The sequence below is a fragment of the Arthrobacter sp. 131MFCol6.1 genome (genome assembly GCF_000374925.1).
GTDB lineage: Bacteria > Actinomycetota > Actinomycetes > Actinomycetales > Micrococcaceae > Arthrobacter.
Map to the genome: position 1 here is coordinate 95761 of NZ_KB895549.1, position 23378 is coordinate 119138.

A 23378-nucleotide genomic window follows, 5' to 3' on the forward strand; every position below is an offset into this window, starting at 1 on the left:
CCAATAGACTGGCCGATTGGAGCGGGACGCTCCTGGATTCCAACCACTGAATCGCGAGGGGAGCGCCATGGGGCCCGCACAACGTCCAGTCCGGCGACGGCACAAGGGTCCACGGTCGCTGCAATCAGATCCTCCGATCACGAACGCGCTGGATTGCGAAGCGAATGATCGTGTCATCACCGATAAGGATGCCCCCGTGGGTCCGGATGAGGCTTGGTCGCAACTCCGGCAAGGCGCTAGAAATGTGGCGGGGGTTTCATGGCAGATCGAGGTTACAACTTATTTGCTCGTGATGGGCCGCATCGGTCTATTGAAGTTCAGGCACTTCACTCCAGAGGGAATTGAGGACGTTGATTGCAGGGATGCGGACGGCTTGGTCACCTATGTGCAGATGAAAGAACTTGCTGCTGGGAACGGCCGGATGGCTGCGTCACGACTTGCCGACGCTGTCTTTCACGCACACCAATACGCCGCTGGCCGTCCGGTAGCCGTGGTGACGGACGGAGAACTCGGGTCAGGGCTGACTTTCGCTGGGTGGGGTGTCGACATGCAGACGCATGCCAGCCCCGGAGTTAAGGAAGTCGCGAAGCACCTTGTGTCGGCCGGCATCTCTGAAGAGGTTGCGGCGGGGCTGCTGGGTAAGACGTTCCTCGTCCGGCTTCCGTGGGATTTGCGTCCGCTGACGGAAAAACTCTTGGTAGATAGCCTTGGCGTCCCTCCAGCTGTATCCGGCTTCGCGGTCAGTCGAATGTACGATCTGGTTGCTGCGGCGTCCGCCGATCAACGAGCCACGACGGCTCAATCGGCGAAGACGATAACCGCGGGAGACGTAGATTCGGTCCTCGTGGAAGTTCAATCGACGGTTGGCCTCGACTGCTTGGATGAAGCTGTGTCAGCCGGTGTCTGCGTACCTGCCAGCTACGTCACGACCTCGAAGCTGACAAAAGACCAGTTCTTTCTGGGGGCAGAAGGTGCCCCTGGCCTGATTGGAGCGGGGCTCGACGTTGTCCGGTCCATGGAAATGCAGGCCATCCTGGATGGCTTCACCTCACACCGGTACGCCTTCTTGCTCGGGCCGTCCGGTGCTGGAAAGTCCGTCCTGTTGTGGCGCGCTGCGCGAGATGTGCTCCTTGGCGCGAGCGTTCTGCGCGTTTTGCGGGTGTCGACACCGGATGAAGTCGAACTATTGGTTCGGCATGTGACCCTTCAGCGACCATCACAAACGGCACCTATCGTGGTCGCCGTTGACAACTTGGGCAGGCCCCACGTCTCAGCATGGCCCGACGCCGTACACCGCCTCCGTGAGATTCCTTGGGTCTACCTTCTGGGAGCGGCGCGGAGTGAAGACTTCTCGCCCAGGCTTGTGTCAGGGGGCGCAACCATGATTGAGCTGACGCTCGATGCCGCCACGGCCGATGACGTTGCGAGGGCAGTCCGGGACTCTGGAATCGAGCTAAGCATGGATCCGGACGAAGCTCGGGACCGAGCTCAGGGTCTCTTGATGGAGTATTTGGCTCTGCTGACCGCCGGCAAGCGTTTCCGCGACGTGATTGCGGAACAGGTTGAAGGTCTCCGAGACCCAAACCGTAGGGTAGAACGTACCTTGGCGCGTTGGGTAACCGCGGCCCACGCATTGGGGCTTGGTCTCGAAGCGGAAGCGCTCCCGCGACTTCTTGAAGAACATGACGACATCGTGGGAGATGCTCTGGGCCGTCTGCGCGGCGAACATGTGATTCTCCAGTCCCATACAGAATGGCGAGGACTCCACGAATTGCGCTCGGCAACCATAAGCGAGCTTCTGCACGAATCGCCACCGCCGACTTTGACGCAGACTCTCTCACAAGTAGCTGAAGCTGTGTCATTGCCTCTAGCCGGGTGGTTTCTCCGCAGAGTCGCGCAGGAAGCTCCGCAGGCTGTTAGTTCTGTGGCCCGCCGCATAGGCGGACGTTTAGCAAGCGTCGAAGATGCACTAGTCGTCGCATCTATCTTGGAAGGGGCCGAACGCGCTGATTCAGTGATCTACGGAGCTCAAAGCCTCCCAGTCCTGCGAGAGCAAGCGAACGCAAAGCTATCCGTGCATGACATAGCCCTGTTCACCTATGGCATTGGCAACCATGGGCTCTTCGCCGATCCGATTGGTATATCTGAGTTCGACAAAACCATGCAGCGAATGTCCCAGATAGCTGTTTCGATTGGTCCCAGGCCCGCCAAGGTCGCCGAAGCTGTTGGCAAAACGATCACCGGGCATGAACTGTTGCGGTTGGCTTCGGGCGAGAAACCGGAGCTAGTGGCCAGGCTGCTGGAAGCATGTCTGGACGTGGTTCACATTACCGAGGCCGAAGCACTGGCAATATACGCTGGCCTTTCAACCCCGAACAACCCCGACGAAGCTGACATCCACGCACGGATTATCGACAGCCTGGCTGTGTTAGCTGGACTTAACCGTGCGCAGGTATCTTCGTGCTTTGGTGATGTGGATTCGCGAGCCAACATGCTTACTTGCACGGAGCCCTGGGCGCTGAACGTATCGGTGGGCCAGTCAGGTGATGGAACCATGGTGACTGCAACAGTCTTGTGTCCAGATTCCGCACCCGATCGGTCCGCGTCCTTGGCTTGGGATTCGGGGCGGAGGGATCCCGATGACCTTGTCCATGGTCAAGCAATGCGTATTGCGCAGAGACTTGCCGACGGCTGCCCGGAAGCGGACGTTGTCGAGATCCGGACTCTGTCGCCGTCGGGTCTTCCTTACGTTATCGCCGACCATGAACCGGGCTACAAACGTCTGAAACGGGAGGTCTTCAAGCGGCGTGAGTCCGTACGCCGGGCTGTCAGCTATCAGGCCGCTGTTCGGCGCCTCGACGCGTCTTCTTCCTGGACGGACCTCGTGCGCGAGCAAGTGCGTATTTCCAACGAACTGACCAGGCTACTAGAGGAAAGTCACAATCGGCTCGCTGTGACGGACAATGCTGCCCGCCGGCTGGAATGGACGTCGTCAGTGGCGGAGGTTGGACGCACCATCAAGGCCCTCAAAGCCCGCCCCGTCGCCGTTGCCGTGGACCCGGGACTTTCACATGCTCAGACCGATCAAGACGAACGCAGCCACGACCCGGTATCCCGGGCCTTTGAACTAATCGCCGGAGTCCTGGAAGATCTCCCAGGGCAGCGGATCCCAACCGGTATCGCACTGACCATCCAGAAGGCGCATGCTGCCGTAGAAGAGGCGCAGCGCGAAGGGCTCCCCACTCTTGGCTCGCTCGGCAGCCCGCTGCCACCAACACTTACAGTTGCTCTGCTCAGGCTCTTGAACCTTCAACGTGCGGTCGCCGTTTCTCCGGCAGCTGCTCGACTCATCAGGGCTAGTCCAGAGAGTGTTGATCAAGCGGTCAGCTTGGCCGTGGAGGAGACTCGCGTTCGCGAGTCCGATCTACTGAAAGAGGTTTTGTCGGGGCCCTATGACTATCGGCCAATCCGTGTACTTTCCTCTGATCCAGCTGCAAACAGTGTGGACGGCTGTGACATAGTCGTGATGGCTGACTTGAGCGTGCTCGACGACCTTGCGGTCGATCTCCAAAACGCAAAGCGCGAGCTCCGGGATGGACTGACTGCACGGGTTTACGTGGTGGCAACTTATGAGGACAAGGCGCTTCCCTTAGCTTTCCAGCTCACGACACACCTTGCAGCTGATCTGCTTCCGGTGCCTCTCGAGACGCGTATCTCTCTTTTTGACGCTGCAGGTTTGATTCCGCAATCGGCAGCCCTGGCGGAAGACGTCGCCGGCCTACTCCAGGAACTGGCAGGCCGATCGTATGCCGCCGCCTTGCGACAGATGCGGAATGGGGCATGGCCGGCAACGCCTCCCAAAGACGACATTGATCCGGCAGAGTATCTGACCCCTGACATCCCAGTAGACCATCCAATCGTTGACCATTTAGTGGATCTGTGCACGCAGGTTATGGCAGAAGAAGAAGGCCGCCTTCCCGCTGGGCAATTGGCAAGTGTCCTGTACCAGACGCTCTCGGGCGAGCAGCCAGACGCTGACCAGGCGCGGCTTCTTCACGCTGTCTCCATGGCCAGCATCCTCAGTCTGCTATGAGTAAGGCGTCGCGTGTCCTGGGACAGTATCCGCTGCGGTTCGCGGTCATTTATTTCAGCCGGGCCTTTCACATGCAACCTTCAATGAGAGGCCGAGGCCCACACCCATGAGGAAGCCTCTGCGCGAATCCAAGGACTCAAGCGTGGAGGTTCCCGGTTGTCCAAGCTGGGAGGACTGGAGAACCACTCTGAGTGTACGGGCCCGCGTGACGTCCCAGCCGGTGGCCTGTTGGGAGGCGTGTCTTTCGGTCACCGCCGGGGACGGCCCCGGGTCCTCCCGGTCTGCCACCCGGGAACGGTGTCGTCCAGGAGCTTAGACTTCACGGGATCCAGTTCACCGCGGCGGTGTTTGTACCGCTGGGTGTGGATCCACACACCGAGCGTGTGCTCGCGCACTGAGTCATAGTCGTGGTGGCGTGGCCAGGAATTGCCTTCCTCGCGGTAGGCCGCAAGCTGGGTCCGGCGGCGGTGCCAGCGGGCCTCGTCCTCGGATTCCCTGCGGTTTTGCTGCCACCCCGGCACCGTGGCAGGTCCGTTGTTGTAGGCCCGGTCCAAGGTGCCGGCGGCTGCTTCGCGCCGCCGCGCGGTCAGCCACCTCGCCATGGACCTTTCCTCCTTGTCGGCGGAACGCCAGGCCTGGGTCCTGCCTTCGGCCAGGACCCAGGCAATGACCTGTTCCATGCGGGCGAGATCTTTGGGGGAAGGGTACGGGATGGGTGCACCCCCGGCCGCGGCCTGATGTGCCGCTTCGAGGGCCGGGTCCTGGCGGCGGGCGATGGCCAAGTCGTATCCGACCGCGGCCGGCTCGGCGCGCACGAGGGCAGCGATGCGTTTCCGGCTCAGCCCGTGCCGGTACATCAGCACCCATTCGGCGTCAGGAGCGCGCCGCAACCGCCCGTCCATATTGGACCCCATCCTGCCACGGCCTATCCACAAGTCGGGTCGGCACCGCGGGTCCACAGACACTGGGGGACCAAACGGAGCCTCCCAGCCCGCTCGACTCGACGTCTTAGCGCGCAGTGAGATGCCTTTTGCAGAGCAAAAGACAGAAGGGCCAGCGACGAAGCGCCGAACCAACATTTTCGTGCTCGGCCGCGGGCCGCTATCCGACTTCCCTTGGCGGCCGCTGCCGGATTGTTGTCACTCAGCCGATCATGTCCACGTGTCGGTCGTATTGGATAGCAACTTCTCATAGCTGCTACTACTTCCTATAGATGGTAGCTTCTATAGAGTAGCTCCTGTACGCTGCGGGAGTACGGAACAAACCGCCTTTCTAAGGATCCCGCGTGAAGTTCAACCATATTGAGATCGAGGCAACCGTCGAGGAACTGGAGGCCTCTCCTGTGCTAGTTAAGCTTCTGACTGGACTGGCCCGCCGCAGCTCGGAGAGCCATGAATACGACGACGAGTTTGAATCGGCGGATGACGAGAGCCGAGAGCATACCAACGTGGACGGCGCTGACGTACCGGGAGTCGCTTCTGCGGGTCAGTCTGTAGTTAAAGCACAGCTGGCGAGTAATCCGGCTGCTGAGCACTTTCGCCGTTTTCTTGCCGAGGCGTCAGGCTGGCCGGACGTGGCAGTACATGGAATCAAGCCGAAGGGCAGTCAGGCGGGAGCGCCGCTCGACTACACCCGCTATCTGCGAATTCGGCGTACCGGGTCTCAATTAGGTGGATTTGCCTATGTTTATGCAGTTGATGGACACGTCAATTTCCGGCTGGCGTTTGATTCCAACGAGGAGCTGCACAGCATCGCCCCCGGCGCCTGGCGGCCGACGACAGGCCATCGCGCGTATCGCGTCTCTATCCGCATCATAGATCAGAGCACCCTCGACCAAGCACTCCAGCTCGCACGTACTGCCTACGAGCGTACATAGCAACAAGAATTCACTGGCCGCAGTGGCGAAAACTTCAACATTCGTAGCTCATACAAGACCCGTCATGGGTAGAGAGGTTGCCTGCTATGGGAAAAAGTAACCGTCTTTGCGCGAAACTCGAAGCGGCACGAGATCTTCCGCGGCAGGGCAAGAGACTGCAGGGGGTCGCCGAGACGCTCAGCATGATTATGTCGAGCGTGACCAGGTCGCTTGGACCGAGGACAGCCAAGCCAGTTCAGGAACGTTCATGAGCAGCAAGAAGGTTCGACCGAAAGCTGCCGCTATCAAGGCGAAAGTTCCCGAATGGATGATGGGAGGGAACCCAGCGGCGATCGCTGAAATCTGCGAGTGGCTGGTTGAACCCACGGCAGAACCAAATGTCTGGTCTATCGGGAGCATCGAGGGACGGCACGGTACCAACGGTGATTTGTTTAGGATGTTCAAGCTGGCGGATACCTCCAACTCCGAGTCTGTGGATGCATATTCAAGACTTCGGCGGCTGAAGAGGCATGACGGCGTCATTGAGCCTGAGATTTGGAAGGCGGCACGCGCTGGACATGCTGGACTCGCAAGAAATTACCCCGAAGAAGCAAGTGCTCTTCTGATGAGCATGACGATGCTGGTCTCGGCCGCTCCAACTGCCGACGCGGCAGCCGTCATGCTTCGGCAGACCTTCAACGAATTCCTTCTGCCGGCAGTGGATAATCCATCGGCTTACCTCGTAGAGATCAAAGATGTCGTGGGCTACAGGTTCTCAGTCATCCGGTCACTGCTGACCACAGGGGAACATACCCTCCACGAGGCCTTCAAGATCGAGGGCGGGTTCGCCCCCTCATCCAAGGGCCTGTTCTCAGACTCCACGCTGGGCTTCGGAGCGTATCTCGCCTGCATGTGCGCCAGTCTTAGTCCCGCTGTGTGGGCATACCCCATTCCTCGAGCCGGCGGCGTCATTCTGCTGTTCTTTGGAAGCGCCGTCTCAGGGCAGGAGCCTCTGTCTAGGGACAAGATCCAACTCCTAGGCCCCCCGCACAACACATTCGAGGATGAGGCCGCGCCCGCGGACATCAGTGCTAAGGCGTATATCCGCGCAGCTCAGTGGTGGATAAACCAGCTCAGTACGCTTTTTTCGATCGTCACAGAACCTGCCAATTTCGAGGATTCTCAAGGAACGTTCGATCCGGCCGCGGCAACAGAACGCTTGCTCAGCGTCGAACAGATGTTCCGTGACTGCCAGTCCATTTTGACGATCACCAGGGATGGTCACGCGCGGCGTGCTCTCACTTTTAGCTTCCTCAAACGCCTTGAGGGGATGATTCCTGGATGCAAATGGAAAGACCTTGTTGGAAGGTCAAGCATTGAGAAGATTCTGGAGAGGTTGCGAACGGATCTGCCAGAGGATGCCCAAGCGGTATTCCTGGGCCGGGCCGAGCGGAGTCTGAGAGTCGTCGCTGCACTCGAGGACGGGTTTTTTGAGTCAACACCTGAACACGGCGGGACCATTCGGCTCCCTGACCAGCAAGGAAAGCTTGTTTCGGTGCAGCGAAAGACCGCCGTTACCGACTGGCTGGCAATCGTACGAAACAGTTTGCACGGATTCGATAAGACCCCGACTCAACGAGATCGGGCCTTGCTCGCGGCCCATGATGGCCACATCCCAGGGGAGTTTTCCGATCTGGCATGGCTGCATCTATTGGATATACTCGCTCACCCGGAAAAGCTCGCACGGTTCGATTTCCTGCGCAGGCGGAAGCAAGGTGTCTAAAGCGCCAAATTCGGGCCCTAGACGCCGCCGCAAAATGAGCCTGCAACGGATGAGCTCCACCTTCCTGAGCTCGGTAGTTGCTTTCGAACGGGCGGAGCTTTACCAGTGTGTGTTGTCGGGCGTCTGAGGGCGCGCAAGGACTCGCCCATGCCGTACATGTTGACGCCCGTCCCCCGGGTCCTAGAGCCCAGTCTGACAGGAAACAGAGGCCCTGTTAATGGCGCTTGGGAGTCCCGACGTCGGGCCGAACATTTGCCTCCCTCCCGCCGGCACAGCAATTTCGCCAGTGTGTCGATATAGCCAGATCGATTGGCCACTGGTGGCGCTGAGCCTATGGTCGGGCGCTGCTTTGTATGAGGATCTCAAGTCCAAAGTTCCTGCCAGTTTGAGGCATGGATCCCGATCGTCCGCATCTGGGGGTCAGACACCGTAGGGTCAGCAGGGTATCCGACCCGTGGAACATGTCGTTTCCGAAGTGAGCCCACCATACACTCAATGCGTGTATGAGGCCGTGAGGCGAAGAACCGATAGGGGAAGTTAAGACGTGACAGCGTGGATTGTTCGGGCAGGAGCCGCCGGCGAAGCCGAGGACTGGAACTTGGCAAAAGGTCGGGCCGGGGTGAGTTTCACGGGCGTCGGCAGCCTTACCGGCTGTCGATCGCGAGAAGATGTCCGAGCTGTTGTGGACGATGCCTACCCGCAGGGCAAGCCCGGCACGCGAGCCAACTTCGCCGGTCAGCTTTGGGCGCTCCGGCGCGACATAAAGCCGGGCGACCTGATCGTCATGCCGCTCAAGAGCAACGGACAGATCGCCTTAGGCACGTGTACGGCTGGCTACGCCTACGACGGCGCCGAACCGGACAGATCACGGCGCCACCACATCGGGGTCAGCTGGGCTCCTGAACGGATCTCTAGGTCGGTCTTTAAGGATGACCTGTTGAACACGATCAACGGTGCCATGACGGTGTTCAAGGCCACGCGACACAATGCCGAATCCCGGCTGTGGGCTGTCCTTGAGGCTGGAAGCGACCCAGGGGCCCTTGGTGTCCCTGCCCGGCAGGTGCCGTCCCCGGCAGAGCGGGCTGAGGAACGGGAGTTGGACGAGTCGGGGCTGCTCGACCCGGCTCCCGCGCCGACCGTTGAAGCCATACGCGACCGAATCCGCACGCACATCATCGAGAACTTCTCCGGGCACAAACTCACCGGTCTGGTAGCGGAGATCCTGAGCGCCTTGGGATATGTCTGCACCGTCTCACCGGCAGGGCCGGACGGGGGAGTGGACATCCTTGCCGGCAGCGGTCCGCTCGGACTCGACTCCCCGACGCTAGTGGTGGAGGTTAAATCGGAACCCACCCAGGTCAAGGCGCAGGTAGCCCGCGGGCTCCAGGGTGCTGTATCCACCAATCAGGCGGACCAAGGGCTCTTGGTGGCTTGGGGAGGCATCAACTCAGCAGTGAAGCGGGAATTCTCACAGCAACGGACCCGGATGGCTTTCTGGGATGCGGAGGACGTCCTTGACAAGCTGTTCACGGTGTATCCGCAGCTACCGGACGCCACAAGGGCCGCATTGCCGCTGAAGCTAGCGTGGGTGCTGGACGAAGACCCAGCAGCGGTCTAGGGCCTGAGCCGAGATACCTGTGAGGGCACTGTAAAGTCAGGTCCTTTCGGATCTCGTTCATTGGCTCATCGCGCTGTTGGAGTCGTCGGAGAGTCATGCAGGTGTTTCTCCGTCCGCACAGGATCGGTCGCCAGTATGGTGTTCCCATGGGGCAGAAAGCTTTCGCAGATGACCGCGTTGAAGGGCAATTGAGCTCTCTTCGATCCGAAGAATACTTTCAGAGGGCTCGGGAGGCCATCTCGGCCATTGGAGCGGGGGAACCAACCGCGGCTCTGGCCCACATCCGCAAGGTGATTGAACTGGCTTTGGTCGCCCAAAGCCGAACCGATGATCCAGGCAACGGCCACGTTTTACAGTTCGCGGAATATGCCGCCCGGCAGGCAGATGTGCTGTCTGTGCGCAAGCTCAGGGAGTACTCCGCCCGCCGCCTTGTCCTTCTTGGTGATCCAATACCCTCCGAGCTCCGTTTCCACAAGAAGATCGAGCGTTGTGAAGCCCGGGCCGTCAGGAACGCCGAAAGCAAGTCCCCCGGTATCAGAAAAGAAGATCCGGACCGGGAAATCGGCTCGTATTCTGTGCCGGCTACTCCGCTGTCCGATGCCTTCGACAGGCGTGCCCGGTCCGCGGACGAATGGGAAGCAATCCGTACAAGTGTCGACACTAACCTCGCTGAAGAACGCGTCGACGGTAGCCTCACTTACTCAGATTTCGTCGGGCACTATGCCAGCGCGGATCTCACGTACACAGCAGGAATGCCGATAATGCTGGACGACGACCACAATGCCCTGGGATTTGGCCACCTTCCGTTGGAAAGCTTTCACAAAGCCGCCCAAAAGCCGTACCGGGACGGCGCTCGGGAACCGGAACGTGGTTGGAACAAGAACAAGGCAAGACATACCTGGGCGGTAGGCGTCCGACGGGACTACCGGGGCGGCATCGTCGTGCGTGAGGTTCCGCGCGATGAGCCCTTGGCCGTAGCTATCACGGCGATCACCACCCCGAACCGAAACATCGACCCAGCCGGAGCCTTCCGAGACCTCCACACCTGGCTTACGGACACCGGTAGGACCCAAAATCGTGAGGAATGGTCAGCATCCGAAAGTGAGGACGGTCTCCGGGGGACCCTGGCTATACGTCGGCTCGAGACGCACTGTGGGGCCCCCGACCTAGAGTTCCCTCAGGAGAAGGAAAGGCGATGGGTCACCAAGCTGCAGTTTGATGCTACCGAGGGCGGTGGGATTGGGGTCCGCCTGGAAAATGTTGTCCCTATCCAAGATATATGGTCGGAAACTCTAGTTAAAGCGTGGCTACTCGGCCCGGAGCGGGAAACCGTACTGGCTGAATCACGACAAGCGGCGTCCAAAGGTGAGCCCTGGCACCCGGGTCGACATCACGTGCTGATTTCGGCCGGAGGCCAAAGACTCGTGATGGCGGACATTGAACCGGAGCGGCGTCCTGATGATCCCCCTGGCACGGGCGGGTGGAAGGTTGGCTGGACAGAGATCCCTCTACGAGACACCGTTTCTGTTGGTGGTTGCGCCGATCGACGTGTTACCACTCTCACGAGTCTGGTCGAAGAGAGGCTGACTGGCGCCCCCGCTTCATTTGTCGGCTTGCCAGTAGAAGACATTGACGCCTAGGGACGCCGTCCGAGCAGCTTCCTCAAGTCATCTGACAGGCCTGCGAAGCCGCCCAATCATAGTCACCCGGACAGATTCGTGGAACGGATCTAGGGTGATTTTGGCGACGCCACAGTGCCATAATGCTGGCTGTTGGCGTCCTGCAGATGAAGTGCCTCGAGACGAGTGACGGGCGTCCCTGCAATGAGCATCACTCCGACCCTGCGCCGGCGGCGTGGGCTGACCGAACAGGCTGCCGGTCGCCGCCGTGGACCAGACCTGCCCATATAAGCCGTGCCGATAGAATCCGTCTATGAGCGAGCCTACAAAGCGCACTGCTGCGTCTGAAAGTCCTGAAACCGAGCGACTGACGGAGGATCTCTTTGATGGGTCAGCGAGATCGGCTGAGCGCATGGACCGCGTGCTTTCTCTGCTCCGGAATGAGTGGCTTGCCCACCCCGACGAGAGGTTTTGGCAGATGACGGCCAACCTCGCTGAGCGCCTTGGTATAAGCTCCTACGCTCGGATACTCGAAGACGACTCGTTCATCGACATGCTTGAGCAGCACGCGAGATCCTCCGGGCGGCGCTCCGACAAGTATCAGGGCTAGACAGCGGTTCCCAAAGTGGTTGGATGTCCAATTTCGGGCTGCACAGGCGTTCCGGCACAACGTGCCCGCGCGTAGCCAGAAAACGACTACCGGCCGATGCCGCGGCACTTACGATGTAGCAATGAACGAGGAACATCCGAGGTCGCTACGCTTTTTCACCGTCGAACAGGCTGCGCAAGAACCGAACGTCAGCGAGGCCGCGATACGATCCCTTCTTCGAAGCGGTGAGCTTAGAGGCTTCCAGGTTGGTTCCCGTGGACAGTGGCGCACCGGAATCGATGACTTGCAGGCCTACATCGACGAGGCTTACCGGAAGGTCGAGGAGAAGATCGCCGGCGGCGACTTCGCCGCAGTAGAGGCCGAGGAAGCGTGAGAGCCGACGAATGGGCTCAGGAGCTGGCCGAAACTCTTGCACACGGGTGGGGTGGTCTTGCGACCATGACCGTGGCGGCGTGCGCTAATGCCGCTGCGAGCGAAGTGGTCATCGCGACTGCCAGAAAAACTGTAGAGGCCGCCGGCTGGGACCTCTATGTGATCGACGCACGCTGGACAGTAGGCGACCCGTCCCTTTTACAGGACGCCGGCTACGTGATTCTGCGTGACATTCGTGTGCCCCTTCGAGAGGAAGTCGTTGTGCTGATTGGTGCGTTCCAGCACCTGGTCCAGAGGAGTCTCCCGGTAGGGATGCTGGCTGTAGGGTCACCGGCAGGGATCCGGGCTCTTCGTCGACATCCCGGCATGGGGTTCCTTAGCAGAGCAGAATCCGTCATCCAGGACTGATGGGCTGTGTTTGACAGCGGCGCGGGCACCGGGCTTGCGGTCGTCATGGACCGCCAGGCTGCGCTAATTCCCTGTCTGAGCCTGAGTTCGTCGGGGACAAGACCTTAACGCCAATCAGCAGCATTTTTTGTCGACATGATCGGCCCGCAACTCACCGAGAACGGCGTCGTAAAGGTCCGCGCGCTGTACCAGTGTCCCTACAGCGACGCGGCCGTGCTGGACCGGACAGCTTGTTCCTGGAGGCGGATGTGATTCTTCTGGCTGAGGCGCTCAATCGCGTGCGGGTGCCGGCGGGGGTGGGGCGACTTGCTCACCAGTTCGATCGGAGGGAAGACCTCGGCCTACCGACCGCGGATCCGCTCACGCTTTTCCTCAATAAGTGCACGCTCATAGTCAGTCTTTAGGTCTCCTATAGCCGCATTGCTGACAGGTATTAGCCGGGGGTTGCGGACGGCGAGGCCGTTGAACCATTCAATCTCGGCTTGGATAGCAACGGATTCGGGACCAGACCAAGAAACCGATCCGAAGATTTGTCGAGCGATCCGCTGGGGCGTGACGCCAGCATCAAGCAGGACTGGGGCCAGAATCTCTGCACCTGCGTCTCGTTCGCCAGACAGGGCGTCCATGGCGTTATGTACACTGATTGCTCCGTCCCTGAGCAGAGCGGCACTCAGCTCCGCGTCGTAACCGATCAACTCCGGCAAGAGATGGATGTGGTCTGGTTCAGACACAGACTTAAGTGCCAACGACTCTCGTTCACCACGCGGTAGTTTTCTGAGCACGTGCTTCACCCTGTCGAGGGCACCGTGGACTTGCTCCTCTTCGCCTGCAAACTGGTGCGCGAACCAGTCAGCGCACAGGGCAGGGTCGGTTTGACTCAAGTCTTCAAGTATTTTTTTCAATCTCCACATTGAGCGGTCGCTTACGGAGGCCGCATCGGTTTCCAGGAACGCCGCTCGCCATGTGTCGCGCCACTCTGGCGGGAGCGGGGGTCCATGCTTAGCCCCCATTGAGAATGCAAGAGAAGCCTGTGCTCGTACACGCTTGACGTCATGCACAAGTAGGGCGGCAAGCAACGGGTCCGCCTCGTCTCGAGCGAAAAGTCGGTCCAGGCAAACTGCGTCGTCAGCCGTCAACGCCTCCACGACTTGGCGGGACGTTTCGGTAAAGGAAATTCCACCGACTACTGCCTCGATGACAGCAGATCTTACGCCTTCGGTACTTAGGGCAGTGCCGATCAATGACTTGGGCACCCGCATGTCGCGGCGAAGAGCCTCAAGCAGAAACTGATGTGCGAGAACTGCTGAGCTGCCTGCTACTGCCTCACGAAGCCACTCGATTGGATCCTCACATGCCTCCGCGACCCTGGCCGGAACGGGGTATCCATGACCAGATATTTCAACGGCGGCGGCAAGCTGTGCGACTTGTATGAAACGGACCGTTCCATAACGGGGCCCGAGGTGAAGCAAACGATGAGCGAAAGCAGTAGCTTCATTGTTCCGCTGTAGCTCCCAGTCCTCGCACGAATCTACACCTCGCCGCCCTGCGAAGTCTTCGAAGTCCTCATCAACGACGATGGCCGGCCATTGGTTCCGGGGCCGTACGCCCCACTGGCGGGCCAACTCCAGGTCCTCAACTATGAGGTGCGCTACTCCGGCGTGTGTCTCTACCCAGGGCCGGAGACTGTCAAGGATGGTCCAAGCACCTTCGACTGCTGCCGCTCGCTGGTCAGCGTCCACCTCAGACCCGCCAGGTCCTATGCCTCCGGCAGCCCGGATCCATGTGCCGAAGAGATCTACAAGATGCCGCAATGCTTTCACAGGAGCTGCACCAGACGTTGCAAGCCGCACTGCGGCGAGCGACGGAGCGACATGTGCAACCCACAGTGCCGTCAATTCCAACAGGCGCCCGGCGGATTCCACGCCGCTCGCCATTGTGAAATTACTGAAGTGACCCGGATCCGACCACGCACCTTCTACAGTTGGTGATAACACCTCCTTGGTTGATTCGGCCCACACAACCCACTTCAAGTCTCCGTCCGTACCGGAGTTGGCCCACGTCATTACATGCTTCAGCAGCACCTCTCGTACCTGGAATATGGAACCTCGGTCCGGATCCAGATGCTGCGCCAGCTCAGCAATCACGCGGATCGGGTGGTCACTGTGGGTATTGCGAGGTCGGTTGTCGGTTGTCGCCATGTCTAAGAGGCCGTGCACGGCTGCCTCATTGCAATAGGACCTGGCGCAGGTACGAAGTATGTTCGCGGCACAGTCCGAAAGCGGATCGTACTGTATGCCCCACAATGACACCTGAGGCTCGCGTGGATGGCTCAAGAGAGTTCGAGCGGAATCGGCGGCGAAGTCGGCAGCCGCGGCGCACACGAGTGCATACTCCCGAACAAGCGAGAGCGTGTTGGCGTCCCATTCCTGGGCAGGTTCAAGGCCGGTCGCCCATGCATGCGCTGCGGTCACCGCTTCTTCAGTGTTCGTAGCGCTGGCCGCTCGGAGCATAGACGAGATAAGTTCATGCTTCCGGTTTGGAAACGATTCGACAAGGAGTGCCCAGGAGCCAGAGCGGCTCGCACTGAAGAACCACCCGCTGACGAGCGCCGAGGACAGAGCGGCCTGCAGGTGCCACTTGCCATTGCGCGACTCAACCAAGCCATTAGTGGCAACTTGATGCAGCGAGTTCATTACAACCGGAAGGGGACGATTTTGAATGCGGGATATTGCCTCAAGGTCTACGTGGTCAGCTCCGTCAAGGGCCGCGATACAGGCGAGAAGGTCGATGGTGAGGACTGAGCCTGCTTCCTGCCTCAGGTGTCGAAGGACGTGGTCCAGCAACGCTTCACCGGAAAAGATGTTGGCTCCACTGGCGGTCACTACCGCAGAGCACAGCGTCAGTGCCCAGCCAGGTCGGCCCTCTGCCTGAGAGAGGATAAGATGACGCGTGCGAACCGCAGTTACGCCGGCACCGCGGACAATTTCGTCCATAACGACCCTGGGGAGCAGGTCTAACAAGACGGCTGCTGGCTCGCTCAACCGAGAGGATGTTGATGCTGTCTCTTCCGGCCAGCAACTTGCCACAATCCTGAACGAAAGACCCTCCTGAGCTCGCAGTCGCGTCAGCTCGGTGAGCAGGTCAAGCCGCAAGTGTGCGTCGTCGAGGATAACTGTGGAAGGGCTCAACGCCATCAGATCATCGAGGAGGTGGTCGCGGGCGAGGGGTTCAACCTGAAGCGCGTCCGTCAGCTCGGCCAATATTCTGCTCTTCCCAGCCCCCGATACCCCGGAAAGAACGACATCTCTCCTCTGGTCTAGGTGTTCCCGGAGTGCTGCAAGGTCGGATTCTCTTCCAAGCAGGATCTGCTGTTCAGAGGTAGCGAACTGGGACGCTGGAACTAGGGCATCTAGTCGGCCGCGAATCCCAATCAACGTTTCTCGCCAATGCGCGTCGCTTTTGAGGGCATCCACTAGCCACCGATGGCCGTAATACTCCGGCAGCGGCAATCCGTGGAGCCGACAGTACTCGTCTATTTTTTTCCGGGTTGTTCCGGTGAGGTTGTTCGTGGTCGTGATGACAAGTGCGTCAACACGAAACTCACCTGACGACTGTTCCTTCAACCAACTTTTGTGACTGCTCTTTAGGTTCGAGAGAGGATCGCCGGTTGTGGCGAGAAGACGTCCTCGACTTTCCGGGTCTTCAGGTCTTACCCGATAGATGTCGGCGTCACGCCCTAAGTCACGGCCAGCTTCAACGGGCGAGAGCCACGGGTATCTGGTCTGCAACAGCGCGCTGGCGGCACGCTCAAAAACGTCGGGGTCTACACCACGGGCGAGTGCCTGCTCGATACGATCGATCAGCGGCACGTGGCCCCCCTTTTATCATTTTTCAATAAGTGGTGGATGTAACGATAGGGTGCCGAAGCGCCTTCCAAATGAGTGTCGTACGAGGACGACACTACTAGGGAAGTTAGGTGCAAAGGCTGCGAAGAGTGTGGCGAGTCAAGCGACACTTATGTCGGCTCCGCTAGGCCGCTGCATGGGACAACTTCGTTTTGTTGGGATGTCATCGGAGACCGTCAGCCGGAATCACCTACGGCCAAGGCACTCGTTCAGGCTTCTGGCGCCGCAGCCGCTCATGTGGGAGCAGGTTGGCAAGAGCCAGACCGAAAGCTAAGGATCCACGAGATCCGCCACGTCCACACCATGCACCTGCTCGACGCCAACGTGCCGGTCCACGTCGTGCAAGCCAGGCTAGGGCACGAGGAACCGCAAACAACTCTCCGGGTCTATGCGCGACCTGCGAAGGCATCCGACGCCGCGGCGGCTGACGCGCTGGGATAGGCCGGCGCTAAGCGAGTGGCTGCGACGTGCGTAGTCGAGACACCCTATGATGAGAGTTTGATCGAGGGCGCCGGCCGCCCACTTGGGGAAGCTGCGAACTGTGATCGAACTGATAGCCACCGCCCTGGTGGCGTGTGGTACCTTGACATCAGGTGTTCAGATATGACTGAACACTGCATCAGAATGCTGCCGGACTGTGACACAGTCCTAGGCCTCGTCCGACGATCGGGGATATGCGATGCAGAAGAGTTCATTGGATCGTTGCTTCCCAGGTACCAAGCAAGGTACCAGCGGTACTTCGAGCGGCTGCGCGATCACCACTCGATCAAAAGCCCCGAAAACCTCCGACGGCTCGGGCGAGAGCAGGACGTAGAAATTTACGAACTCAAGGTCGACAAGTATCGGCTCTATCTCGTTAGGCATTATGAAACCTGGTACTTAACTCATGGAAGAGAAAAGCCAAAGGACAACCGGGTGCCAACGGAGATTCAAAAGGCTGTAGACATATTTTGGGAATGGAAGTGAGGGACGCCATGAGGACTTCAAGCGTCTTCCGTGTGGGGGATGAAGATTATCAAGCTGTGTACGCCGAAGAATCAGCCATGGTGGATGCCGGTGAGCTGATCGCTGAGGCCATGGAAAAGGCAGGGCTAAGCCGCGCCGACCTAGCGAGAAAACTGGGTGTGCCACGAAGTGAAATCACGGCGCGGCTTTCCGGTGAGCGCAACATTACCGTTCGCAACCTTGCCAAGACTCTGCACGCGCTGGGCGCGAAACTCGTGCTCAATGTTGAGCGTGAATCAAAGCCAGAACCGGCAGATCCTTCGAAGTTAATTGGAATGGCCTATAGAAGCTGTCGAGACCTGCGTGTTCAGCATGAGGCACGGCCAGGCAACGACCGGTTGCTCGAGCTGATGTTAGGCAAGCGATGAAGAGCCCCTTTAATCACGCGTTCATCCTTTCTGACCCGAGGGTCCTCGGGATGGAAGTGCACGCCGCTCAGGTCAGTGATGCTCACTTATCTTGGAGTTGCTCGTATTCCGCAGAGGAACTCGATGACGATGACGACTTCCGGGTTGTGATTGCCACTCTTCACGGTGCCAACGATGAAGCCACCTTTACCGTGACGATGGGTTCCATTTTTGTTGATAGTGGATTGGTGGAAGTTGAGAACGATTACGCTGAATATTTGGCGAAGTCGGAGGCCCTCGAAACGCTATACGATCTATGCCGATTGCAGGCCCGGGCCGCGCTCGGGATGCTCGAACTAGAAAGGTTGTTCGAGATGCCGACTAAAGCTCCGCAACCTAAGATCGCGGAGATGGGGGACGAGGATCATGCGGAACATGAGCATGAGGACCTCGATGAGGGACGCGCAGCTTCAACGCAACCTAAGTTACCTCCGGCAGAAGCGCCGGGAACCGATCACCCCACCGGATGACCCGGATGACCTCGGCGCAGCGGCCGTACTGGTCGAGATCCCACTCCGGTTCTCTGGCACGGCAGACGTTCTCTTTGCGTATCCAAGCCCAGTTCGTGTGGCCATCGTGATCCACCCACGACACACTGACGTGCGGGCGGCTCCAGCGGCTGGACTCGCCATAAACGTCCACCGTCCCGCCGTCGACTAGCGGCACGGCTGCCAGGACCTTCGGATAGTGCCCGCACCCCTAGAACTGGACGTCCTCGGGGCGATCGAACCCGATCGGCTTGAGGTACTCGAAGGTCGTACCGTCCTGGATGAAGCTGTCCATGGCCACCAGCCTAGGCGTTAACCACGAAGGCGCCGCCCGCCGAAGTGGACTGGCGCTAAAGTGGAGCGGTGAGCAACAAGAGAGACCCGATACCGGCGGAAATCAAACGCTCAGTTCGACAGCGATGCGGGTTCGGCTGCGTCATGTGCGGCGCCCCTGTTTTCGAGTATGAGCACATGGCTGGATATGGGGTCACCGGCCACGACCCGGATGAGATGACACTCCTCTGCGACAAGCACCATCGTGAGAAAACAGCCGGCCGATTACCAGTTTCGATTGTGCGTCGGGCGAATGCGACACCGTTTAACATCGCGAGGAGCCTCGGGTCACCACACGACATCTACTTTGAAGGACGTTCGTTCACTGTGAGCCTGGGCTCGAATGAGTTCCAGTGCACAGAACCCACGAAAGAGGCTACGGCCATCGAAGTGGACGGCGAGGCGATCCTTGGGATTCGTTTTATTGAGGGTTGTATCAGCCTGGACATCACCATTCGTGATGAAAACGACCACATTCTCTTTCTCGTGCGTGGTGGCGAACTGCGGCATTCGGTGAAAACGTGGGATGTGACCTTCGAAGGAAGGCGCCTCACCGTGCGTCGAGGGCCTCGCGACGTCGTCCTCGCTCTCACACTGGCGCCGCCAGATCAGATCATTCTCGAAACAGCAGAGATATGGTGCCGGGGCATATTCATCAGAGTCGGCAAAGCCAGCAGATCGGGCGATGGCGTTGAGGTTGTGAACAATGGAGCCAGCTTCTCGGATCACGTCTTCGCCGACTTCAAGACTCTTTTCGCCGTCGGTGATTACCTAGGGCTTGGGGGCGCTGCACTTACAATACCTATTGGCCAACGATGGGTGGGAGGGGTTCCGGCGCGTCCAGGAACGTTCTCCAAAAATGGCGGGGGTCAGAAATTCACCTACTCTGACCCTCTTTTCATGAGTTCACTCTGCACGCCGACATTGCAAGGAAGCTTCCTGTCCGATGTTCACTGGGGAGCTTAACCGGTCTCTCGTGACCTTGGCACGCTGCCCTATAAGCTCTCCTCCACCAGCTTCAATCAAATGGTGACTATGCCTGAAGTCGAGTTGTGGGAACTGCTGCGCCATAATATGGACTGGCTGGATGACCCAACGGAACTGTATGACTCCGGTCACCACTCGGAAGCCAAGAGGCTCGCAGTCATAGCCCGAACACTTTGCCATGACACGCCTGATCGCCGTCACTGCTCCGTGATGTGGGAACCGACTGCCATCCCAGCTGCTCGTGACTTCCGAGCCTTCCAAACAAAAACGCTAGCAACCGGTCTGCCCGCCGTTATCGTCAAAGATAGGCGCGGCGGGCGTCGGGGCGTGGTGCACGATGAGACACTCTTAGCACGCCCGAGGTTGCCATCGAATGACTTCTCTGAGACACCAGCAGGATGAGACACATCAGATATGACCTTTACCTCCACATAGGGGCCCGGCAACGGTGCTCCACCCCGTATTGGGTTCACAAAACTCCCCGCCGGCTTCTGCCGGCGGGGAGTTTTGTGCGTTAAGCGGGAAGGGAAGCGCCGGCAGGCACTTCCCTTCCCCTTACGCGACACGCCAACGTCAGGTGCCGAGGACTTTCGCCTTCTGGGCCGCAAACTCCTCTTCGGTGAGGATCCCCTGCTCCTTCAGCGCCCCGAGCTGCTTGAGCTGCTCGAGCGCTTCGTTGGATATGCCGCCGGCGGCCGGAGGAGGGGGCGGCGCTTGCTGGTATTCCTGCGGCGGTGGCTGCTGCTGGGCCATCTGCGCATCGTAGGCCTCCTGCTGCTTGGCCGCCGTCGCGGCGTCCTTCTCGGCAAACTTGTTGGCCTGGCGGCGCTGGACCCGGCCGCTGACTGCACTGGCCGTCCCGGCAACGACTGCCGTCCGTGCCACACCCCTAAGAAGTCCCATAATTCTTCTCCTCTCACATCTCTTGTTCTGCGTCAGGTCTTAGGCGTCGGCTACCGGAGGTGCAGCGGCGTCAAGGGCATCAAGTGCTTCCATCACGTCCGGCGCAGGGATCCGCGTGCTCGCGATGAGTTCGCCGCCACTGTCCCGAACAGCCGCCACGAATGGGGCGGCCCAGGTGTTCTCGTAGACGATCAGCGCGGCCACCGTCCCGGGGAGCAGTGCGGCCGATGCCTCGGCGATGTCATCGTCGCCCAAAAGCCCGGTACGGGCTCCCTCGAAGTAGGAGAACCCCGCCGCGGGACCGCCTGGGTCGGTCAGTTCGAGCACCTCGACAGATCCGTCGTCATTCTTCATGACGACGAGGAGATCGAAGAGGCGGATCACGCCCTGCTCGACGAGCTTAACGAGTTCCTCACTCGCCTGTCCCGTCAACCCCGATACGGGGAACTCCAGGAGTACGAAGTCGACCGGCCCGTGGGCCTCAGTCTCCGGTGTGGTTGTCACTGGTATTCCTCCGGTCTGTGTCGAGCACGCTGTCTGGCGCACTGGTCTTAGTGTGGGCGGTCCCCGCCGGGCCGTCACCATCCGCGTCGAATGATTCCGATGGCGGCCCGCACCCGCTCAACGGTTGGAACTGGCCCGCGGACATGGGCTGGAACCGGACCTCGCGGTTGGATCCCAAGACCCACTAAAGCGCCAACCGGAGATTGTCACATCATCCATTTCGGGTGAGCCCCCGTCCCTCCGGCACGTGTCAGGGCCACACAACAAGAGGCCGGAAGCAACGGCTTCCGGCCTCTCGATTTTTCAGCGCTTCTTGATGTGTGCCACTGGGTCGGTGTGGGCATCAACGATGTGTTTCGCCTTTTTCTCTGCCCGTTTTTCCTTGATGGTTTTAACCGACTTCTTCGACACGCTCTGGTGCGGCGTCTTGTCAGGCATGGTGCTCTCCCTCACGGCAGGGGCCAGGAGTAGCCCCGACTTTTAAGCTACGCCTCCGGAACCGCGGCGTCCACGATCCCTGCGAAACGGCTGCCGACGCCGTCGTACACGCTGCGCACGAGCCCGGGCCCGAGCACCGGGATGTCGCGTTCCTCGTGGTGCGCGCAGCAGACATAGGTGAAGTCCGGCCACCATTTTTTGGGCCGGGCCGCTTCGGAGAATCCGCAGACGGCGCAGGTGAGCTGGACCCAGACGGGCCGCTTGCCGGTGCGGTTTGCTTTGGACTGGACCAGCCACGCCGGCGGGTTGTCCAGCAGCTCGCCGAGCTCGGCCTCGGACAGCCGGGGCGGGATGCCGTGACGGTGCGCCATTTCCAGGGGAATGTCGAGGATCTGGGCTGCTTCACGTCGGGTAACCATCCTTCAACGATACGGGAACGACGGCGGTCCGAAGCCACCCGAACGCCCCGGTGTAACGCTCGACACACCGGCGGCTGGCTGAGGTTTTCAGCCCGCGAGGGCAAGTCCCAGCGCCGCGGCCGCGAGCCCCGCGAGGAGGTTCGAGCCGATGTTGAGCGCCGCCGCCCGGTACCGCTCTTCGCTGACCAGGCGGACCGTCGCGGTGGTCCATGAGCTGAAGGTGGTCAGGCCCCCGGCGAGACCGGTTGCGATCGCGGCGTGCCAGTCTGCGCCCAGCTCCAGGTGGCCGGTCAGGCCGACGGACCAGCCGATGATGAAGGACCCGGCGACGTTGACAGTGAACGTCGCCCACGGCCAGTGCGGACGCGAGCCCTGATGGTGCGCAAACCAGGAGTCGACGGCGAACCGCAGGAGTGCGCCCGCCACCCCGCATGCCCCGACCACGAGCGCGGTCATCATTGGGCACCGCCGCGGAGGTCGGCAATCGCCTTGCCGGTTTTCCAGCCGGCGGCCGCCGCCCCCAGGCCCAGGACGAGCGAGAGTCCGAGGTAAGCCAGCCACGTGGCGTGGAAGCCGCCGCGGATCTGCTGGTCAACGGCGATCACCAGCGCCGAAAAGGTGGTGAAGGACCCCAAGAGGCCGGGGCCGATGCCGGCCCGCAGCCAGAATGCCGTCTGCGGCCGCGCGATCCAGAGAGTGGTCAGCGTGGCCAGGATGAAACTCCCGGACACATTGATCGCCAATGTGGTCCACGGCACCGCGCCGGCGCTTTCCGGAAAAATCAGGCCGGCGCCGAAACGCAGCTCGGTTCCGATCAGCCCGCCGACGGCGACGGCGGACCAGGCCTTCCAGCCCGGGACGCCGGGGCGCGGCACGGCCCGGCGTTCGTCCAGCGCACCCTTCACTCAGCCCTCCGTGACGCTGCAGCCGGCGTGCGCGGCTTCGCTGTGGACCCAGAGGGCCGAGGCGACTTCGTCGGCGAAATCGAATTCGCGCGGTGCCGCGGCGGAACCGATCCGCACCACCATGGGGCCGCCGAAGGGCCGCCGGCCCACCACCTCCACTTCGGCGTCGAGGTCGATGTCCTCGGCGGCGAGATAGCGCAGGAGTTCCGGGTTCTCGTCGCTGATCCGGGTGATCCGGCCGGTGTGGCCGTCGTCGAGTTCGCTCAGGCGGTGGGCGGCGGGCATCAGCACCGAGCCGTCCGCTGCCGGGATGGGATCGCCGTGGGGGTCCCGGGTAGGGTTCCCCAGCTTGGCCGCCATCCGTTCAATGAAGGTGTCAGAGACGGCGTGCTCCAGGAGCTCGGCTTCGTCGTGGACCTCGTCCCAGCGGTACCCGAGCTCCCGAACGAGGAAAGTCTCGATCAGCCGGTGCCGCCGGACCATGGACAGGGCGAGCCGGACTCCATCGCTGGTGAGCGTGACGGCGCTGTAGGGCTTGTGGTCTACGAGGCCTTGGTCCTTGAGTTTGCGGACCATTTCCGAAACCGAGGAGTTGGCGACGCCCAGGCGCTGCGCCAGCTGCGTGGAGGTGATGGGCTTGCGCTGCCACTCGGTGAACGAATAGATGACCTTGACGTAGTCCTCGATCGAGGAGGAGGGCGTACTGGTCTTCACAGACCTAAGCCT

The 23378-nt window shown here is 60.4% G+C and carries 22 protein-coding genes; 13 read left to right on the top strand and 9 right to left on the bottom strand.

Annotated features, from left to right (window positions below; genetic code table 11):
* Window positions 1-196 precede the first annotated feature (196 nt).
* Complete coding sequence (locus C566_RS22760; protein ID WP_155846905.1) at window positions 197-4093, top strand: hypothetical protein; 3897 nt, start codon at window positions 197-199, stop codon at window positions 4091-4093.
* A gap of 248 nt (window positions 4094-4341) precedes the next feature.
* Here C566_RS22760 and C566_RS0115450 read toward each other — a convergent pair whose 3' ends face one another.
* Window positions 4342-4995: a helicase associated domain-containing protein gene (locus tag C566_RS0115450; protein ID WP_018775258.1), complete on the bottom strand. Its 654-nt coding sequence runs from the start codon at window positions 4993-4995 to the stop codon at window positions 4342-4344.
* 383 nt (window positions 4996-5378) lie between these two features.
* On the opposite strand from C566_RS0115450, the gene C566_RS22765 reads away from it, so the two are divergent.
* The 7 genes from C566_RS22765 (at window position 5379) to C566_RS0115490 (ending at window position 12358) form a co-directional block, all read left to right on the top strand.
* Window positions 5379-5969 carry a hypothetical protein gene (locus tag C566_RS22765; protein WP_155846906.1) on the top strand — a complete coding sequence of 197 codons (591 nt, stop codon included), beginning with the start codon at window positions 5379-5381 and terminating at the stop codon, window positions 5967-5969.
* 247 nt (window positions 5970-6216) lie between these two features.
* Window positions 6217-7731 carry a hypothetical protein gene (locus tag C566_RS0115465; RefSeq protein WP_155846907.1) on the top strand — a complete coding sequence of 505 codons (1515 nt, stop codon included), beginning with the start codon at window positions 6217-6219 and terminating at the stop codon, window positions 7729-7731.
* 682 nt (window positions 7732-8413) lie between these two features.
* Entirely contained in the window at window positions 8414-9349 is a 936-nt protein-coding gene (locus C566_RS0115470; protein ID WP_018775262.1) for a restriction endonuclease, read from the top strand.
* Window positions 9350-9495: 146 nt separating this feature from the next.
* Complete coding sequence (locus C566_RS0115475; RefSeq protein WP_155846908.1) at window positions 9496-10989, top strand: hypothetical protein; 1494 nt, start codon at window positions 9496-9498, stop codon at window positions 10987-10989.
* Between the two features lie 292 nt (window positions 10990-11281).
* Window positions 11282-11578 carry a DUF1040 family protein gene (locus tag C566_RS0115480; RefSeq protein WP_155846909.1) on the top strand — a complete coding sequence of 99 codons (297 nt, stop codon included), beginning with the start codon at window positions 11282-11284 and terminating at the stop codon, window positions 11576-11578.
* 121 nt (window positions 11579-11699) lie between these two features.
* Window positions 11700-11951, top strand: a complete 252-nt coding sequence (locus C566_RS22470; RefSeq protein ID WP_081627355.1) for a helix-turn-helix domain-containing protein — start codon at window positions 11700-11702, stop codon at window positions 11949-11951.
* A complete protein-coding gene (locus C566_RS0115490) occupies window positions 11948-12358 on the top strand; it encodes a hypothetical protein (protein WP_018775266.1) in 411 nt (136 codons plus the stop codon). Before C566_RS22470 ends, C566_RS0115490 begins: the two co-directional genes overlap by 4 nt.
* A gap of 341 nt (window positions 12359-12699) precedes the next feature.
* Here C566_RS0115490 and C566_RS22770 read toward each other — a convergent pair whose 3' ends face one another.
* Entirely contained in the window at window positions 12700-16227 is a 3528-nt protein-coding gene (locus tag C566_RS22770; RefSeq protein WP_155846910.1) for an ATP-binding protein, read from the bottom strand.
* Between the two features lie 273 nt (window positions 16228-16500).
* Between C566_RS22770 and C566_RS23475 the strand changes: the two genes are divergently transcribed.
* The 5 genes from C566_RS23475 to C566_RS22780 all read left to right on the top strand — a co-directional run bounded on the left by C566_RS23475 (window position 16501) and on the right by C566_RS22780 (window position 19462).
* A complete protein-coding gene (locus C566_RS23475) occupies window positions 16501-16704 on the top strand; it encodes a tyrosine-type recombinase/integrase (protein WP_196802389.1) in 204 nt (67 codons plus the stop codon).
* 162 nt (window positions 16705-16866) lie between these two features.
* Window positions 16867-17229 carry a hypothetical protein gene (locus C566_RS22775; protein ID WP_155846911.1) on the top strand — a complete coding sequence of 121 codons (363 nt, stop codon included), beginning with the start codon at window positions 16867-16869 and terminating at the stop codon, window positions 17227-17229.
* 32 nt (window positions 17230-17261) lie between these two features.
* On the top strand, window positions 17262-17636 hold the full coding sequence (locus tag C566_RS22480; RefSeq protein WP_196802390.1) for a helix-turn-helix domain-containing protein: 375 nt from the start codon (window positions 17262-17264) through the stop codon (window positions 17634-17636).
* Entirely contained in the window at window positions 17633-18145 is a 513-nt protein-coding gene (locus C566_RS0115515; protein ID WP_018775271.1) for a hypothetical protein, read from the top strand. The genes C566_RS22480 and C566_RS0115515 overlap by 4 nt, the downstream gene beginning before the upstream one ends.
* 381 nt (window positions 18146-18526) lie before the next feature.
* The gene (locus C566_RS22780) at window positions 18527-19462 is read left to right on the top strand and encodes a hypothetical protein (protein ID WP_155846912.1); all 936 of its coding nucleotides are present in this window, start codon (window positions 18527-18529) and stop codon (window positions 19460-19462) included.
* Between the two features lie 594 nt (window positions 19463-20056).
* Here C566_RS22780 and C566_RS0115525 read toward each other — a convergent pair.
* The 7 genes from C566_RS0115525 to C566_RS0115555 form a co-directional block, all read right to left on the bottom strand.
* The gene (locus C566_RS0115525) at window positions 20057-20386 is read right to left on the bottom strand and encodes an SHOCT domain-containing protein (RefSeq protein ID WP_196802391.1); all 330 of its coding nucleotides are present in this window, start codon (window positions 20384-20386) and stop codon (window positions 20057-20059) included.
* A 39-nt stretch (window positions 20387-20425) separates the two neighbouring features.
* Window positions 20426-20890: a DUF6325 family protein gene (locus C566_RS0115530; RefSeq protein WP_018775273.1), complete on the bottom strand. Its 465-nt coding sequence runs from the start codon at window positions 20888-20890 to the stop codon at window positions 20426-20428.
* Between the two features lie 303 nt (window positions 20891-21193).
* Window positions 21194-21328, bottom strand: a complete 135-nt coding sequence (locus tag C566_RS23360) for a hypothetical protein (RefSeq protein ID WP_018775274.1) — start codon at window positions 21326-21328, stop codon at window positions 21194-21196.
* Between the two features lie 47 nt (window positions 21329-21375).
* On the bottom strand, window positions 21376-21747 hold the full coding sequence (locus C566_RS0115540) for a hypothetical protein (protein WP_018775275.1): 372 nt from the start codon (window positions 21745-21747) through the stop codon (window positions 21376-21378).
* A gap of 87 nt (window positions 21748-21834) precedes the next feature.
* Window positions 21835-22203, bottom strand: coding sequence for a FluC/FEX family fluoride channel (locus C566_RS0115545; RefSeq protein WP_018775276.1), 369 nt, complete (start codon window positions 22201-22203; stop codon window positions 21835-21837).
* A complete protein-coding gene (locus C566_RS0115550; protein ID WP_018775277.1) occupies window positions 22203-22652 on the bottom strand; it encodes a fluoride efflux transporter FluC in 450 nt (149 codons plus the stop codon). The genes C566_RS0115545 and C566_RS0115550 overlap by 1 nt, the downstream gene beginning before the upstream one ends.
* Window positions 22653-23366 (bottom strand): metal-dependent transcriptional regulator, encoded by a 714-nt coding sequence (locus tag C566_RS0115555; RefSeq protein WP_018775278.1) that lies wholly within the window; start codon window positions 23364-23366, stop codon window positions 22653-22655.
* Window positions 23367-23378 lie beyond the last annotated feature (12 nt).